17 protein-coding genes are annotated in these 17,265 nt (G+C 51.1%); 8 read left to right on the forward strand and 9 right to left on the reverse strand.

Going from position 1 to position 17,265, the window contains the following annotated elements; genetic code table 11:
- Positions 1-9: 9 nt before the first annotated feature.
- Genes ABIC22_RS04575 through ABIC22_RS04585 form a run of 3 tightly spaced genes read right to left on the reverse strand, consistent with a single transcriptional unit; the run spans position 10 to position 3,293 of the window.
- Positions 10-2,037, reverse strand: a complete 2,028-nt coding sequence (locus ABIC22_RS04575; RefSeq protein ID WP_354478719.1) for a hypothetical protein — start codon at positions 2,035-2,037, stop codon at positions 10-12.
- A complete protein-coding gene (locus tag ABIC22_RS04580; RefSeq protein WP_127538556.1) occupies positions 2,012-2,911 on the reverse strand; it encodes an ABC transporter ATP-binding protein in 900 nt (299 codons plus the stop codon). The genes ABIC22_RS04575 and ABIC22_RS04580 overlap by 26 nt, the downstream gene beginning before the upstream one ends.
- Positions 2,904-3,293, reverse strand: a complete 390-nt coding sequence (locus tag ABIC22_RS04585; RefSeq protein WP_095288792.1) for a GntR family transcriptional regulator — start codon at positions 3,291-3,293, stop codon at positions 2,904-2,906. The genes ABIC22_RS04580 and ABIC22_RS04585 overlap by 8 nt, the downstream gene beginning before the upstream one ends.
- A 344-nt stretch (positions 3,294-3,637) precedes the next feature.
- Here ABIC22_RS04585 and ABIC22_RS04590 point away from each other — a divergent pair, with 344 nt between their 5' ends.
- A complete protein-coding gene (locus tag ABIC22_RS04590; RefSeq protein ID WP_354478723.1) occupies positions 3,638-4,468 on the forward strand; it encodes a futalosine hydrolase in 831 nt (276 codons plus the stop codon).
- A complete protein-coding gene (locus tag ABIC22_RS04595) occupies positions 4,465-5,298 on the forward strand; it encodes a 1,4-dihydroxy-6-naphtoate synthase (protein WP_095288790.1) in 834 nt (277 codons plus the stop codon). Before ABIC22_RS04590 ends, ABIC22_RS04595 begins: the two co-directional genes overlap by 4 nt.
- Positions 5,299-5,861: 563 nt before the next feature.
- On the opposite strand, the gene ABIC22_RS04600 is transcribed toward ABIC22_RS04595, so the two are convergent.
- Both ABIC22_RS04600 and ABIC22_RS04605 read right to left on the reverse strand, forming a co-directional pair.
- Positions 5,862-6,482, reverse strand: a complete 621-nt coding sequence (locus ABIC22_RS04600; protein ID WP_354478725.1) for a pyroglutamyl-peptidase I — start codon at positions 6,480-6,482, stop codon at positions 5,862-5,864.
- Between the two features lie 94 nt (positions 6,483-6,576).
- On the reverse strand, positions 6,577-7,581 hold the full coding sequence (locus ABIC22_RS04605) for a Gfo/Idh/MocA family protein (protein ID WP_354478727.1): 1,005 nt from the start codon (positions 7,579-7,581) through the stop codon (positions 6,577-6,579).
- Between the two features lie 192 nt (positions 7,582-7,773).
- Between ABIC22_RS04605 and ABIC22_RS04610 the strand changes: the two genes are divergently transcribed.
- From ABIC22_RS04610 to ABIC22_RS04635, 6 genes are all read left to right on the forward strand, one after another.
- Entirely contained in the window at positions 7,774-8,541 is a 768-nt protein-coding gene (locus ABIC22_RS04610) for an ABC transporter ATP-binding protein (protein WP_354478729.1), read from the forward strand.
- Complete coding sequence (locus ABIC22_RS04615) at positions 8,523-9,272, forward strand: ABC transporter permease (RefSeq protein WP_095288786.1); 750 nt, start codon at positions 8,523-8,525, stop codon at positions 9,270-9,272. Before ABIC22_RS04610 ends, ABIC22_RS04615 begins: the two co-directional genes overlap by 19 nt.
- 50 nt (positions 9,273-9,322) lie before the next feature.
- Positions 9,323-11,056, forward strand: a complete 1,734-nt coding sequence (locus tag ABIC22_RS04620; protein ID WP_354478731.1) for a helix-turn-helix domain-containing protein — start codon at positions 9,323-9,325, stop codon at positions 11,054-11,056.
- A gap of 153 nt (positions 11,057-11,209) precedes the next feature.
- Positions 11,210-12,232 carry a FecCD family ABC transporter permease gene (locus ABIC22_RS04625; protein ID WP_483312579.1) on the forward strand — a complete coding sequence of 341 codons (1,023 nt, stop codon included), beginning with the start codon at positions 11,210-11,212 and terminating at the stop codon, positions 12,230-12,232.
- Position 12,233: 1 nt separating this feature from the next.
- Positions 12,234-13,250 (forward strand): FecCD family ABC transporter permease, encoded by a 1,017-nt coding sequence (locus tag ABIC22_RS04630; RefSeq protein WP_354478733.1) that lies wholly within the window; start codon positions 12,234-12,236, stop codon positions 13,248-13,250.
- Between the two features lie 73 nt (positions 13,251-13,323).
- Positions 13,324-14,277 carry an iron-hydroxamate ABC transporter substrate-binding protein gene (locus ABIC22_RS04635; protein ID WP_354478735.1) on the forward strand — a complete coding sequence of 318 codons (954 nt, stop codon included), beginning with the start codon at positions 13,324-13,326 and terminating at the stop codon, positions 14,275-14,277.
- A 139-nt stretch (positions 14,278-14,416) separates the two neighbouring features.
- On the opposite strand, the gene ABIC22_RS04640 is transcribed toward ABIC22_RS04635, so the two are convergent.
- Genes ABIC22_RS04640 through ABIC22_RS04655 form a run of 4 tightly spaced genes read right to left on the reverse strand, consistent with a single transcriptional unit; the run spans position 14,417 to position 17,215 of the window.
- Entirely contained in the window at positions 14,417-14,839 is a 423-nt protein-coding gene (locus tag ABIC22_RS04640) for a macro domain-containing protein (protein ID WP_127538548.1), read from the reverse strand.
- Between the two features lie 43 nt (positions 14,840-14,882).
- Positions 14,883-15,776: a TIGR02452 family protein gene (locus ABIC22_RS04645; RefSeq protein WP_483312527.1), complete on the reverse strand. Its 894-nt coding sequence runs from the start codon at positions 15,774-15,776 to the stop codon at positions 14,883-14,885.
- On the reverse strand, positions 15,748-16,254 hold the full coding sequence (locus ABIC22_RS04650) for a riboflavin biosynthesis intermediates N-glycosidase (protein WP_354478737.1): 507 nt from the start codon (positions 16,252-16,254) through the stop codon (positions 15,748-15,750). Before ABIC22_RS04650 ends, ABIC22_RS04645 begins: the two co-directional genes overlap by 29 nt.
- Before the next feature lie 31 nt (positions 16,255-16,285).
- Complete coding sequence (locus ABIC22_RS04655) at positions 16,286-17,215, reverse strand: NUDIX hydrolase (RefSeq protein WP_354478739.1); 930 nt, start codon at positions 17,213-17,215, stop codon at positions 16,286-16,288.
- Positions 17,216-17,265: the final 50 nt, after the last annotated feature.

Consider the following 17,265-nt stretch of genomic DNA (forward strand, 5'->3'; position numbering starts at 1 on the left):
CCATTTGATCTACTTTTCGGACAAAATAGCTTTCATCTCTTCGGTTAAATCTTCTTCCTTCAGCATCATATAGATGTTTTCTCCACGAACGGCATTCAGCTTGATGTGATAAACGGTTGCTTTCTCTGTCCGCTCTCCTGATCGCTGACGTTCTAGCAGATCGCTAATTATTTTTTTGTTTTTAGTCGCAACCTGCTTGTTGCCGCTTAGGCTTCCATCAATATATTCCGGCTGAGCATATACCCACTGAGGATTACCCGGACTGTCGATCTCCTGCTTCACGAACTGCGCCGAAGCAATTTCGTCTGCCGTGACAAGCAGTTGATCATATAATTTGTTCTCTTTTAACCATCCAATCACCCGGTCATAGCTCGGTTTGATTTCGTAACTCCACATATCTCTCGGTTGATACGGATCATTGGAGGAGGATTCCTGATTTAATTCTGCATATGCAAACGACTGCCAAGGGGAACGCTGTTCCTCATAGGTCTGGTCAAGAATATCCTGCTTCAGCAGTTCCTTGAACTCCCGAACCTGGTCAGGACTGCCAATGTATATTTTGCGATACGAACTGATGGTGGAACGGATACCAATACTGAGGATATCCTCATCCAGTTTGTACGTATCATAGGCTACCTTTTTATAATCCTCCAACTGTTTCAAGGCCATTAATTCCTGCCGGAATTCCGTTTCAGGAATTTGGTATTTCCGCTTCATGACCTTGCCGTTATTAAGCTTATAGCTGATATACACATACTCGTCATAATCATCATTCGGATTTACTGGGTCTTGCAAGGGCAGATCGGAATCAATAATTTTCTGATGAAGAGCAAGGACTGCCCCCACAAATTCAGGATTATCCGAGTAAAATGGATGATCATCGATTTTCTGATTCACTCCGTTTACGTAAGTGTAACGATCTCCTCCAAGCTTAATGCTTTTGACATCATTCACTTCCGGTACTCTGCTAGCATAACCGTTCCAGTCGGCGACAGGCACGTACAGAATTAACCCGGACAAAAGGCCATATAGAGCCAGCTTAGGCAGTAATCTGACGTTCCAGATCAGCCACGTTTTGCGAATAATCATCTCGGCCACAATGTAACCGACAATGCCGCCTAGAACATATCCGAAGATGGTCCACCCGGTGGATCCTGGCGGTGCAATCATAGTGAAGTAGGCTCCGCCAATCAAAACCAGCGTAAACATCAAGCCAAAGCGGAATATGGGTTTTACAAGGGTAAACGTAATCGCCTGGGTAGCTGATTCCACTTTACGCTTGGCATATAAGACATAAGCTAGTGGGATGAACAAGATGGCCAAAGCTGCATATATTACGAGTTCCGTGCCGATCACTGGATAGTTCCTAATTGAAGCCATCCGAAGGACAAGGGATATTTTCTCTGCGTAGCTGTTCATATCACCATATGGATATCCAAACAGATAATGCTGCAGGTGCAGTGTAAAGATAAACCAAAACACAACAGGCAATAACAGGATTGCATAAACCGTTAGTCCCTGCAGTACAGATTGGCCGATGCACACGCCCACAGCTACAGTCAGCATAAACATAAACAGCGAATAAATGCTCATGCTGAGGCCCCACATCCAGATCTCACTACCGTCAAAGATGAAGGCCATATGATCCTGCACAGCCCACACCCAACCTGTAATCGCCGTGGTCAGCCAGATCGGGATCAGGATCATTCCAAAGCCGGAAAGCAGATTGACCGTTAACAGATGTTTGCGCTTCAGTGGCAAACCGTGGAACAAGTCCGACGGCGCTCCGGATTGCATATAACGGAATAGAAAAATGCCCATCGCGACCGGGAACGTGATCGCAAACAAAATATGGGTTTCCCCATTTGCCTGAAACAAGCTGGTAATCTGCTGCGTTACACCACCTCTTCGCTCTGTTGCAATGTAGAGCGGAAGCGAAAATAACAATGTGAGCAGAAATAGTATTCCGAGCCAACCGTGCTGCCTGAAATTTTGGAACAGGATGCCCCGGTTACAGAATAATCGGTTGAATATCATACCCTGCATCCTCCATTTCATAAATAAATATTTCTTCCAGCGTCAGCGGCAGCACGTCCAGCAGATAAGGATTCAAGGCCCGGAACCGTTCCGTCACTTCCTCGCGACTGCCTTTGACAATGTACAGCGAGACACTTCCCCGCATCTCTTCATGTAAAATATTCAGCTCATCCATCGCCTTGGCATCGTCAGGATGACGGAAAGCCACCTGAATCTTATGGGTATCGGCCTTCAGATCATCAAGATCCTTCTCTACAATAATGCGGCCCTTGTGCATAATGGCGACGTGGTCACACAGATCTTCGATTTCGCGCAAGTTATGGGACGAAATAATAATGGTCACCTGACGCTCAGCGGCTTCCTGGAACAGCAAATTTTTGATCTGCTGCCGCATCACCGGATCAAGGCCGTCAATCGGCTCATCCATGAGCAGCACTTCCGGCATGCAGCTCAGCCCAAGCCATACAGCTGCCTGTCTGCGCATGCCTTTGGACATGCGATGCAGCTTGCGTTTTACATCCAGCTTGAATACAGTGGCCAGCTGCGCGAATCGCTCTTCATTCCAGCGCGGATATACCGAACGATAAAAGGCAGCCATCTGGGCAATGGAGGATTGCGGGAAAAAGTAAGGCGCATCCGCCATAAAAATCGTGCGGCCCTTAAGGTCCATATTTTCATAGATTTCAGCCCCGTCAATGCGAACGGACCCGCTGTCCTGACGATAGATGCCTGCGATGATTTTGAGCAGCGAAGTCTTGCCTGCCCCGTTGGAACCGAGCAAACCGTAGATCGATCCCTTATGTATGTGCATCGTAACGCCATCCACCGCTTTTTCATGTTCAAACGCTTTAATGACCTGATTCAGCTCAATCATTCGGCTCCCCCTTTTCGATACGGGCCATCGCTTCCTGGAACAAAAGCGTCATATCCGCCTTGGTTAAACCGGAATACGTTGCTTCTGCAATCAGCTTCACCAGTGCCGCTCTAATCTCATCTCTCATGGCTGCATTCGGATGTTCCACAGACGATGATACGAAGCTCCCTTTTCCCTGCAAAGAGTAGATATACCCTTCGCGTTCAAGCTCCCGATATGCCTTCTGAATCGTATTCGGATTGACGGTCAGCTGCGCTGACAGTGTGCGCACCGAAGGAAGCTGCTCATCAGGTTGGAGAACACCGTATACGATCATTTCTTTGATTTTGTCCACTAGCTGTTCGTAGATCGCCTTACGGCTGCGTACATCTAATTCGAACATCCCGCACCTCCTCTCCCCAATTGATGTAATACCCCATAAGCGAATTGAATGACTGTATATGAAGTGTATGCTTTCTAAACATTAGGTGTATTAACTGTACTATTATTATTAATACAGTTGAATTGGATTGTCAACGGTAACTTTGACTTCACTCTTCATACGCGATACCTTTATATATATGAAGTGACATATATGCCATCCAAGCGCGGTTAACGAGGCAGCACATGTAAGTGGATCATGTTCAGACAAATACACGGAAAGGTTGTTCCTCTCTTTCCCATTCCGTTATGATGGAGATGACCAAATATAGCGTTGAATCCTACACCTTATAAGGGAGAACTCCGATGAACAAGCAAAATCAGGCTTTAAATCATACAGAGTCAGACAGCTCAGCATCGAACCAAGCAGTTCCGCGCGTATTAATCGTAACCGCTGTGGATGCAGAAAAAGATGCCGTACTTCGCGGTCTGGGTGACCAAGCCGCGGAAATGTTTGACGTGATCGCTGGCGGGGTGGGCCCGGCAGCCGTTGCAGCCAGCACGGCAGCCAAGCTGGCATTCGCCGCAGCGGCTGGCGGGAAGGCGCTGGCGCAGGGCTCCACCGCGCCAGCCGGACCGGATGCGGCGCAGGCATCTGCCGCATCCACGGGGCCCCTTGCCGGAGCAGGCCTGACCCCAGCGTACACGCTGGTGATCAGCGCCGGCATCGGCGGCGGGTTCCCCGGCCGGGCGGACGTCGGCTCACTCGTGGTGGCCGACGCCATGGTGGCTGCCGATCTGGGCTCGCAGACGCCAGACGGCTTCCTCTCTGTGGACGAGCTCGGATTCGGCTCGTCCCGTGTGGCTGCGGACGCAGCGCTTGCCGCTCGCCTGCGCCATGAGCTGCAGCGGGCCGGGCACGCTGTCAGCGGAGGCACAGCGGTCACCGTGTCCACGGCGACCGGAACAGCCGAGACGGCCGCGGAGCTGCTGCGCCGCGTGCCGGATGCCACCGCCGAAGGCATGGAAGGCTTCGGCGTGGCAACAGCGGCCAAGCAGTTCGGCGTACCTGCGCTCGAACTGCGGGCCATATCCAACGCGGTCGGTCCACGCGACCGCGATGCCTGGCGCATCAAGGATGCCCTGGATGCGCTCCAGGCGGCAAGTTCCATTTTACGGGAGGTACTTACATCATGAAAATTGCATTTTCCCCTTGTCCTAACGATACATTTATCTTTCACGCCTGGGTACACGGACGGATTCCGGGTGCTCCGGAACTGGATGTCCGCTATGCGGATATCGATATTACGAATGGCCTGGCTGCCAATCCCGGCGGACCAGATGTGTTGAAAATCTCCTATGCAGCATTGCCTTACGTGCTGAACGAGTATGCCCTGCTGCCTTCCGGCGGAGCGTTGGGAAGAGGATGCGGACCACTCGTTCTTACGGCTAACGGCACCACCGATCCGGCATATCTGTCCGGACGCCGGGTTGCCGTGCCAAGTGAACGCTCAACCGCTTATCTGCTGTTCCGTCTATGGGCAGCGCAGAATGTTCCAGGAGGCGTGGGCGAGATTGTTGTGATGCCGTTCGATCAGATCATGCCGGCGGTACGGGATGGCAAAATCGATGCAGGTCTGGTCATCCATGAAGCACGTTTCACGTACCAAAACTACGATCTGAAGCTGATGACCGACCTCGGAAGCTGGTGGGAAAGCGATACCGGCCTGCCGATCCCGCTCGGAGCAATCATTGCACGCCGCAATCTGGACGCTCATGCACTCGCTGGATGGGCACGTGCATCCGTGGAATACGCTTGGGCACACCCGGATGAATCCAAAGAATACGTCATGGCGCATGCACAGGAAATGGACCCGGATGTTGCAGCACAGCATATTGATCTGTACGTGAACGAATTCAGTGCCCATCTGGGCGATGACGGCTATGGGGCAATCACAGCCCTGCTTGGACGAGCGATGAAAGAGGGCCTTGTTCCCGAATTCGACCTGAATCTGCTGCGGATCTGATCTGAGCCAGCAAACAGCAAGCCGTTCGTTAGGATGGCAATGAAGCCTGCTTACCTTGGGTTTTAGTTATTTTAGTCGCTAACGAACCTGTCGCAACCTATTCGGAGAATTCAGACGTAATGGACAGGCTGATGAACATTAGACACGTTATTCGGACAGAAACCTGGGACAGAACAAGTGAAACGATGAAATAAGCCATCTACGATGCTTTACAATCAATGAACCTCTGATACCTCTTCCAATAAGAGATACTGAGTTCGTTGGCTCTACTCATCAAATCTACTCATCTAAGCAGCAACACTGGTTGCCTGTATGGCGCCACTAATTATGCATCACAAAAGGGGCTGTCCCATAGTCATCAACATGACTTCATGGGGCAGCCCCTTCTATCTGATTTACGTTACTTACAATCGAACCCAGCACATTACAAGTTAGAACAATACATATTCCGGAAAACGTTTTAGCAACTCCATTCAATCCCTATTGCAACGAAGGTTACTCACTCGGTACAGTCAAAGTCACCCTTAACTTAGCTACTACCTTACATACAAGAAGAACATGATTTACGCTTCCGCTACTACGGTGCGTATCATTACCCGCAAGGCGTCAAGCATTGTGCTTATCGGCAGCGAAGGCACCGACGGCTGCAGCAATGACATCTCCGTTGAAGCCGGGAAATGGACAAATCCTGCCCGGATCGGCAGCTGCTGCAATCGAATGTAATCCAGTACTCGATACATCGTATTGTTGCAAATATACGTTCCGGCGGTATTGGACACCGCTGCCGGAATGCCTGCCCCAGTCATATGATTCACCATCGCGCGGATGGGCAATGTCGAGAACAGGCCGTCCGGACTGCCTTCGGTTATGGGCTCGTCCACAGGACGCTGTCCCTGGTTATCCGCATAGGAGCCAGGCGGAATGTCTTTTACATTCACGGCGATGCGCTCAGGCGTTACCGCTGTCCGGCCTTTGGCTAACCCGCAGGCAATCACGACATCCGGGCCGTATGCTTCCATCTCGGCAATCAGCAGATCCGCACATTCATCGAAATGTACCGGCAGCAGCACGGTTTTCAGTTTTGCACCTTCCACCACTTCCTGTGCGATAGCTTCCATCAGTTCTCCCGTGGGGTTCACGGCATCCCCGCCAAAAGGCTCAAACCCCGAAATCAGAATTTTCATCCTAGTCCCACTCCCATCCAATCATTTCATATCTCCAGTATGATTTCTCTGTACACGTACCTACATAGAACCGTCCGGTTATGGTTGGATATCATTACTCAAATTTATATCGCAAGCCCCACTGTCCTCGAATGGTATCCATCAGTTTCATGATCTCAAGGGACTCGTCCAGCGGGATAATCGAACTTTCTGTTTTGCCTTCCATGATGCAGCGCCCGGCTTCTTCAGCCTCAAATGCATAGCCGATGCTTGTCCGATCATCCGTAAACTTCTCGGGCTCGTCCTGACCATTCACATGCAGAAAAGCTTCTTTCCCGGCGAGGAACAGCGGCAAACGGATATACCCCTCTGTACCATACACGACAGCTTCGTTGCTCAGGTTCAGACGGACTGCCCCGTTCAATGATGCCGAGCGTCCTTCCGAGTAAGAGAGCAGTACGGAGAACTGTTCATCTACACCGGTCTCCCCGATGTTCGCTGTGCTCCAGACATGCTGCGGCTGCTCGCCAAAGATCATGGACGCGAATGAGACAGGATACACGCCAGCATCCAGCAGAGCACCCCCGCCCAGATCCGGGTTCAGCAGCCTTCCTTCAGGCTCCCAGCCGATACGGAAACCAAAATCCGCTTTGACAAGCCGCACTTCACCGATTCGTCCTTCGGCAATCCACTTCCGCGCCTGAACAATCGGAGGCAAGAAACGCGTCCACATACCTTCCATCAGGAAGAGCTTGCGGCTGCGAGCCGTCTCCACCAGCTGCTCCAGCTGACGTCCGTTCATCGTGAACGGCTTCTCACACAGCACTGCTTTTCCCGCTTCCAGACAAGCCATTACATTCTCTTTATGAAAAGGATGCGGCGTAGCAACGTAGATAATATCCACCTCTGGATCCTGCAGCAGCTCTTCATACGATCCGTATCCGCTTGCAAAACCATATTCAGCTGCAAATTTCTCCGCACTTTCCCGTGTACGCGAACCAACCGCTGCCTTCACGGCATTGCCGGCATGCTCCAGATCTCTGGCAAACTGGGATGCGATCCATCCTGTGCCCATAATGCCCCACTTTACCTTGTCCTGTCGTCCCGTAACTCCTGTCATATTAAAGCCTCCCTTGTACCCTATTGGTAGAACCAATTCTGACTCTCCTCTATATTACCAAAAAGAACCTCTGGCGTCAGACGTTGGTTTCACCTCCTGCCCCGCATGCTTGCACAGAGCTGCTTTCATTTCAATTCTCGAGCATTTTTGCTAAGATTATCAGCAGATCACGGATGAAAGGAAGATCCCGCTGTGTCTACTCTCGTAACCATTCAACAACTCACCAAACATATTGGAGCGACCGAGCAGCGTCTCTTGTTCGAGAAAGTCGATGCCTCTGTCGATGAAGGAGAGCGAATTGCCGTACTGGGTGCATCCGGCCAGGGCAAAAGTACGCTGCTCCGCATCCTGTCCTTATTGGATGTGCCCGATGGCGGAGACATTCTGTGGCAAGGCACCTCTTACCTCAATTCCGATCCCAGGATCTGGCGCATGCGCATGTCCTATGTTGCACAACAACCCATTATGCTTGCAGGCAGCGTTGAAGATAATTTGAAAACCGTTCATTACCTCCACCGGACACCCTATGATTCGAATCTGGCTGGCCGTCTGCTGGCCGGAGTGGGGCTGGAAGAACTGGATATACATAAGCGGGCAAGTGATCTTTCTGGCGGAGAAAAGCAGCGCATAGCGCTGATCCGTTCCATCATGCTTCGTCCCAAGGTATTGCTGCTGGATGAAGTCACCGCTTCTCTGGACCGGACCAATGCCAAGCTTGTCGAACAGCAATTGACTGAATGGAGCAAGCAAGAGGGCACTTCACTCGTATGGGTCACCCATGATCAGGAACAGGCACGCTCGTTCAGCACAACAACATGGTTCATGGGCGAACAGACCCTGCTGGAACGCCAGCCCACCTCCCTTTTCTTCGCCCATCCGCATTCGGAACTGGCCCGTCAATACATTCTGCGTCCTGCCCCCGAGGCAGATAAGGAGAACACATGTCCATCCTCGCACTGAGTTTCACCATCATATTTATTATGCTGACCATGCTTATTTCGGTTTGGCAGAAGCTTGGTCTGGAGAGAGATATTGCTGTAGGTACCGTTCGTTCGGCGGTTCAGCTGCTGCTGGTCGGATATGTACTTCAATTTATCTTCAACTCGGACCACCCTGCACTCATCATTGCGATTGTAGGTTTTATGATAACCGTGGCATCCTTCAACGCGGGCAAACGAGGCAAGGGACTACGACGAATTACCCTGTACATCGCAGCAGCCATTACGGTGACCGAATTATTGATGATGGGACTTCTGCTGGGTCTTCACATTGTCGAGCCGACCCCGCAATACATCATTCCACTCAGCGGAATGACGATTGGCAACGCGATGGTTGTCTCCGGGCTCTTCCTGAATCAGATGAAACGTGAGGTTGAAGCTTCCAAAGGGGAGATTGAGACACTGCTCTCTCTGGGCGCTGCGCCCAGACGTGCATTTCAGGATGTATTGAAACGCTCTGTCAAATCCAGCATGATTCCAACCATTGACGGCATGAAAACGGTAGGCCTCGTTCAGCTTCCCGGCATGATGACCGGCATGATTATCGCAGGCGCCGACCCCGTCGAAGCTGTCCGTTACCAGATTCTGATTGTGTTTGCGTTCACCAGCTCGGCAGCCATAACCAGCATCATACTGAGTCTGCTGACGTACAGACAATGGTTTACCTCAGATATGCGTCTACGCTCGTTATAGAAAGAATCGAATTCATTTATTGAATCTATAGAACGAAAGGAGGCCCCTCCATGATAAGCAAATCAGATATGGTTCATCATCCGAACGCCCATCCCTCTGCGTCCGACAACATGAACCGTACCATTACGGCCACGGGCAAGGAAGCTGGATCACCGAGTGATCTGGGGCTGTTCCTAGAAGATACCCTGCTCGAACTTCACCAAACAGACCTGATCAGGTTCACGAGCAAGGAATGGACTTGGAGTAAACCCGATATTGACCACCATACCTTTATATACATGCACAAATTTACGGGTAAATTGATAGTGAATGGTACCGAACACCTCGTTAGTCGCAAATCAGCCTTCCTCTGCAATCCAGGCACTGCCTTGGAATTATTCAGTAACGCAGGCCATGAGACTGAGCTGTATATCATCAATTATGATCTGTTCCGGGCAGCGGAGAAAAGCGAAACACGAATGATTTATGAGCGTGAATCAAGCTTCCCGGTACAGGGCTGGATTCAGGGCCCTTATTACGGCATACAGCGCATTGCAGCACAGCTGACTGCGGATGACGGACCAACCTCTCATAAAAAGAAAATGCTCATGACCGAGCTGCTGCACATGCTCTGGCCTCAGGAAGAGCAGATAAATAACGATAGCTCAGAGGAAGACCCGAACCAGTGGCTCCAGGTAACGACGCAATATATGCGCGACAACTATATGCATGAGATCAAACTGGAGAAACTGGCCGAACTGGCAGGCATGCATCCATCGTATTATTCGCAGCTTTTCAAGAGCCGGATGTACAAAAATCCAATTGAATACGTAACCCATCTGCGCATGAACCGTGCCAAGGAACTGCTGATGACCTCGGACATGCGCATTCGCGATGTGGCTCGAAGTGTAGGTTACCGGGACGAATTTTATTTCAGCCGGCGTTTTCGAAACCATGCCGGCTACGCGCCAACGTCCTATGCGAAGCAGGTGCACCGCAATATTGTTTCGCTTTCATACCCCTACACCGATCATCTGATGACGCTCGGCATAACGCCTTGTGCGGCTCAGATCCAGGGACATCTACCCCATATCCCGAAATCACTCCGTCTGCCCTTTCATGCCTATGAGCCCTGGGAGCAAGGACGTCAGGCATTCCTGGATGTGAACCCCGACCTGATTCTGACCAAGGACAATGCAGCCGCAAAAGCTATGGAACATATCGGGGATATCGCTCCGATCATCACCATCCCCTGGAATCAGACCGACATGTTCGGTCATCTTCATACGATTGCATCCATCGTGGATCGCACCCAGGCAGCGAATGACTGGCTGGAACGGCACGAACGCAAGGCTGAGCGTGCACGCAAAAAGATCAGGGATTCGATTGGACAGGTAACGGTTGCGGTATGCACATTAACTGCGAAGGGGCCGCGTATGTACAGCACCCGTAACTTCGGTCATGTGTTCTACCGCAGCCTGCAGCTGACTCCACCTGCACGCATTCAATCCGAGCTCGCTGGCAAACCTCCAGGTGTAGGTTTCAACTGGATGCCCATCACTCCAGGAGAATGGGATGGACTGGAGGCTGATGTTCTGCTGCTGGCTGTAACCTCGGTGAAAGAACGCGCCTCCCTGCTGCATCAAATCCATGCTGATCCGCGTTGGAATCAGTATCCGGCCGTCCGGAACGGGCATGTTCATGTCATTGATTGGAATTCGTGGGTTGTATACGCACCCTATTCCATCAACATCCAGCTGGATGAGGCCGTTATGTTATTGACGAACAAAGGTTCCTTTTTGTAATCTAAAAAATGTCCATCACCCGAATCTTAATTTATGCCATGTACGGGCCTGAATTAAGATTTTATAATGAACTCTAATTGATAATGATAATCAATAACAGCAGAGCTGATCTTGCTGGCAACAAAAGGAGTGACCCCCATTCAACATCCGGGACTGCCACATCGTCCGTCCAATTCAAGAAAATCCCCGGTGACAATTAGTCTAATGTTTTTGTCAGCCATCGCCATTCTGCTGATTAGTCTGTTTGTCGCCATATCGCTTGGTGCCAAATCGTTAACACTCGAAACGGTGTGGGCTGCCATATTTCAGTACAATCCGGCTCTGACACCGCATCAGATCATCCATGATCTCCGTCTCCCCCGCGTAGTTGCTGCCGCTGTCGTAGGCGCAGCCTTTGCAGTAGCAGGAGCACTGATGCAGGGAATTACGCGCAATCCGCTGGCGGATACGGGAGTGCTGGGCATCAACGCAGGCGCCACCTTCATGATGGCGTTGAGCTTTGCCATCTGGCCGGGACTGCCTTATGCCTGGCTCATGGGCCTTTCTTTCGTTGGTGCCGTACTGAGCACCCTATTTATTTTCCTGCTGGGGTCGGCTGCGCCGGGGGGACTGACATCCATGCGGCTGACGGTTGCAGGTGCTGTCGTTGCGGCCATGCTTAGCTCGCTAAGTACAGGTGTCGCGATTTATTTTGACCTAAGTCAGGATCTCGCCTTTTGGTATGCCGGTGGCTTTGGCGGTATTGAATGGCGGCATCTGAGACTCATTGTTCCTGTGCTTCTGATCACGTTGCTGCTGACCATGCCTCTTGCCCGGAGAGTATCCCTCATGTCGCTTGGAGAGGAAGTTGCCCTGGGCCTGGGGATTAATATTCGCATGACCCGATTCCTTGCCCTCACGGCTGTGGTCATACTTGCAGGCGTGTCCGTATCCGCCGTTGGCTCGATCGGATTCGTCGGGTTAGTCATTCCGCATATTTCCCGTAAACTCGTCGGTGTCAATTATCGTCTGATCATTCCCATGTCCTCCCTGCTCGGAGCCATCCTTCTGGTATTGGCCGATCTGGGCTCACGCATCGTAAATCCACCGGAGGAGCTGGCGGTAGGCATCATGGTTGCTTTTGTCGGTGTACCGTTCTTCCTCTATCTGGCCCGCAAGGAAAGGAGGGCATTGTAACATGAGATCCACGATGCCTTCACGGGGAAAACGATCCATCGTAGTCAGCGTTACGCTGATCTGTATTGCATGCGCAGTTATCGTGATTAGCCTGAATACGGGTACGATTCGTCTCTCTCCGCTCGCTGTACTGCAAACCCTGCTTGGCCATGGCAGCCCGGACGATCAGATTGTGTTGTTCGATTACCGTTTGCCTCGCATTCTCATTACAGTCCTGGCTGGAGCAGGTCTTGGCATCTCGGGAGCGGCCCTTCAAGGCATTACGCGCAACCCGCTTGCCGATCCCGGCATTCTTGGCCTTCATGCAGGAGCCGCATTGGGGCTGATGGTTTTTGTAAGTCTGTCCTATTCCATGGATGGCTCGATTGCCCTGCTGATCCCCTTGTTTACTTTTGCAGGCGGAGTCATCTCAGCACTGATCATTATGCTGCTTGCCTATGACCGGCATAACGGGGTATCTCCCATCAAGCTGATCCTGGTCGGTATCGCGGTCGCCGCAGGGTTTCATGCGCTAACGTTATATCTGTCTCTTCGGCTGGATGAAGATACGTATTCCTTCGCTGCCCGCTGGCTCGCCGGCAGTGTGTGGGGTCGGGACTGGATTCACGTGCAGGCTCTGCTTCCATGGATTGCAGTCTGTGTTCCCTATATCTGGAGCCGGTCCAAAACGCTGGACGCTTTCGGTCTTGGAGATGCAGCCGCCACGGGCATCGGTACACCTGTCCGATCCCAGCGCATATGGCTTCTCTTATGTACTGTGGCGCTGTCAGCCATAAGTGTATCCATGGCCGGAGGTATCGGATTCATCGGGCTGGCCGCACCACATCTCGCCCGCAGACTTGTCGGTCCGATGCATCGCCACCTGATTCCGGCGGCCGGTCTCATTGGCATGGTCATCCTGGTTACTGCCGATACGATTGGACGAACGATTTTCCAACCGAATGCCATCCCCGCAGGCATTGTGGTGGCTGCCATTGGTGCACCTTACTTTTTATATCTGCTGGTGCGAACCAAATGATCGAAGCCGGTGATCTACTTTATTCATCTAATTATTAACATCCAAGTGATGTTCAAGGAGAATGTGAATATTCATGTTAAAGAAAAATGTATTGCTCGCCCTGAGCATTTGCCTGATATTTGTGCTTGCCGCTTGCGGAACTGCCAGCAATTCTGGCTCTTCATCCGCTGCTGGCAGCACTTCCACGGGCAGCACTTCCGAGCAGCAGGATAGCAGTCCGGCTTCCGGAGAACAACGCATCGCGTCAATGTCCATCCACCTGACGAATGACTTGCTGGCGCTTGGCATCACACCCGTTGGTTCCGTTATTGGCGGCGAGGCCAAAGCATTCCTGTCCCATGTTGCAGATCGCCTGCAAAACACGACACCGCTTGGTCCGGTGAAAGATCCCGACATGGAAGCCCTGCTTGCCCTGAAGCCTGATGTGATCTATCTCGATGAAGAATATTCCGGTGAGGACATTGCCAAGTTTGAGAAAATCGCTCCTGTGCATGTATATAATCTGGATGACGGTACATGGCGTGATCACCTCAAGGACATTGGCAAGCTGGTCCATCGCGAGAAGGAAGCAGAGCAATATATTCAGGATTATGCAACAGAGACCGAAGAGGTAAAATCATTAATCCACGACGAGATCGGTGATGGTAGCGTCATGGCCATCCGTGTAACTGCCAAAGAATTGCGTGTATTCAGCACGCGCCGCCCTATGGGGCCGATCTTGTATGATGATCTTGGACTGACCCCGGCCAAAGGCATAACGGATATTGATTCCACCAAGCCTTACCAGGTGATCTCTCGTGAAGTACTGCCTGATTTCGATGCAGATGCCATCTTCGTAGTGGTGAACTCGGATGAGGAAGCGGAGAACATGTTCAAAGAACTGCAAAACAACCCGATCTGGCAAGGGCTAAAAGCCGTTAAAGCCAGTCACGTGTACACCATCGGCGCGCAGCCTTGGCTGGACTATTCCGCGATTGGCAATAAAATGGCACTGGATGAGGCCAAAGAGATGTTTACCCAAAAATAAACCAACGCCTTAATGGAAAAATCGCAAAAAAACCTCGCTTACGAACTGGAGAGGGAACGGCAGACTTGCTGTCCTGTTCTCCTCCGTCCGAAGCAGAGGTTTTTTCTATATTTCAATAAAAGCCTGTCATTCCTCATCCTCATAAGGTACAAACGACAATCTCAACATCCGTGTCGGCAAACGTATCCTGAATAATGCCGCTTACTTTGTCCCACTTCAGTCTGTCGAGTCCGCAACCAATCTGCGGCATGGCCAGCTTACTGATTTCTTGTTCTACACAGACGTCTCGCATCGATTGCACCGCGCGGGTAAACGATGAATAGGTTGGTTTATTCGAAAACTTCGCCTTGGTTACCAGATTCAACGTACGCCCTACCGGGTAACACCGTCCAATCTCAAGCGCTTCCTGCTTCGCCTGCTCTTGTAAAACCTGAAGCCCGAATCTTTCCCGAAACTGTACTGCAATTCCCGCCCCCATGCGGGCATCAGCGGAAATACAATGAGCGAGCGTATAAGCTTCATCCATTGCAAACAAATCCTGTTGGATCTCACGAAATTGCATCTTAATCCTCCTTCTTCACATATTAAAATGACTCACTTGCTGTTTAATGTAATTGTTCTTGAAACGCCTTGATTGTTCTCTGTCCTGCTGATCTGTCCAACACAGCAAATACAATTTGCTCAAAGGACTGCCTGAAATTCTCCTGTACCAGGACATCATGGAAATACCTCGCCACATCCACCGGATCATTCCGAAACACCCCGCAACCATAAGCACCCAGGACAAGGGTACGATGTGCATTCATCGCTGCCACGTCCAAAATATACCGAATTCGCTCCTTCATGACCGATTCGATCTGCTGGTCATCTGCCTGCCCCCGTTCCTTCACAACGCCAGCATTTACGGCAGGTGCTGTAATAAAGGCCGTCGTGTAATATTGGGCTAGCAGCCGATCCTCATCATCACGTATGACGGGTACATCCGGTGAATAGATCATATAGTCTGAATACAGACAGGTGCGCAGCTTACGATTATGATCATACATTTCATTCATTTGTGAAATACAAGGATATAACCCGGAAGCCCGGGCGAGACTCTCTTCCTGTGCCTGACTTCCCCCCAGGAAACCACCACCCGGATTTTTCGCTGAGGCAAAGTTAAGGCAAACGACATCCGTTCTCCCCTCGTCTACCACGAGACGTGAGGCTGCGGCAAGCGTCGTCTCACCGGTGACTTCAATCTGGGCAGCTGCAGACTTAGGCGCTGCCTGTAATTGGCGCACCTGCTCCCGAAGTGCCGGAAGTTCAGCCGGACGGTATAAAACGGAACCCTGAATCGCTCGTTTCAAATCTTCATCAATCGACACCCTCCGGTCATATCCGTTGATGTACTGCCCCTCTTCCAGGATGGCCAGTGTTTCCTGGGCAATACGAGCCCGGTCCGAGCGCTGATTCGTGCTTTTTAGCTGGTTATTTTTCATATGCTGGTTTGCATTCATTCGAATCACTTCCTATCTCATCTCTTAGCCGGGTCAGAATCTCACCGAGCCAGTTGGTTCCCCGCCATGTTCTGCGATGGCGGATACGTGGATCTTCTTCTGCCAGTCCAACGCCCCAGATCCGGTCATCCGGGCTTGCTTCCACTAGGGTTGTTCCACGGGTGGCGAGCAATGCGGCAAGCAGTTCTTCGTTTTGTGTGAATTTGGCCTGATTGCCTTCATAAACAATGCGTTTGCAGTTTGCTTCCCATATCGTCTGGTCGAATCCGGTTACCTGTCTGCCCAGCTTCTTTTGTACTGAAGCTGAGCTTGCCTTCAAAATCTTGTCCGCAATAGCCTGGTCGCCAAACAGCAGTGCTTTCTGATACATCATGTACTGTTCGGCACTCGTATAACCGATTCCGTTCACCGTAAAATCAGCCGGATGCCACTGGGAAAAGGGTGATGCCGTACGCCAAAAGAAAGTAAACTTCTCCATGGTTTCAGATGTCCTCCTTTCAATACAAAAATTATGTCGTCATACGCTCCGGGTTTAATCTGTATAGACGGGAAGGACGATGTCCTGCATTGCCCGTAAACTCTCCGGTTTCGATCACCCAATCAGCGATTTTGCGCCGGAAGGCTGCAGCCAGCAGCTTTTTGCCACCAATAATCTCATAGACCTTCTGCAGGGCCGTCAGCGTAAATGTCTCCGGCATCAGATTAAAAGCAATATCCGTATATTCCACTTTGGATCGTAATCGTTCCAACGCATAAACCATGATCTTGGCATGGTCAAACGCTATGCCCTCCACTTCCAAGATGGTCATGCTGCTGCTTCGCACGCTGCCTTCCACGGCTTCCTTCACCTCAATGACAGCCGATAACTCCTCTTTTCCGTTCGACAACGTCAGCTGCACTCTTCGTTCCGTCGTACGACCTCGTTCATGAATATGACGTTTCTCCTCAAGTAGCCGCTGTTCTACCCTGAACCAGTCCGCATCACTCGCATCATCGCCTGCTTCCAGCTCAAGCTCGCTGCTATCAACGAGCGCCATGTACGAGCAGCTGATCACCCTTGTACGAGGATCACGGTGCACATCGCCCCACGTGTACAACTGCTCCAGATAGATATCACCCAGCCCGGTCTCCGTGACCAGCTCGCGGCGTGCTGCATCTTCCAGGGATTCCTGCATGGACACGAATCCACCCGGTAATGCCCACTTCCCCATATAGGGATGACCACCGCGACGAATCATCAGCAGCTGCAGTGCCGGCTCAGCAAGTTTGCGATAATTGGACTGAGCCTCGCTCCTTATCGTGAAGACAAGCATATCTACCGTCACTGAAGGACGCTCATAATCGCCTGCATTATATGTCTCCAGAAACTGCTGCTCGCTTATATCGCCATGATTCAGATGGTCCAATGGTCGGCCCTCCGAATAACCTTCGTTTGTCATAATTATAACCCCGTTCTGTTATTAATAAAATGTTATTAACAATTAGATAA

The sequence above is a fragment of the Paenibacillus sp. PvP094 genome, assembly GCF_040546835.1.
Classification (GTDB): Bacteria; Bacillota; Bacilli; order Paenibacillales; family Paenibacillaceae; genus Paenibacillus; species Paenibacillus illinoisensis.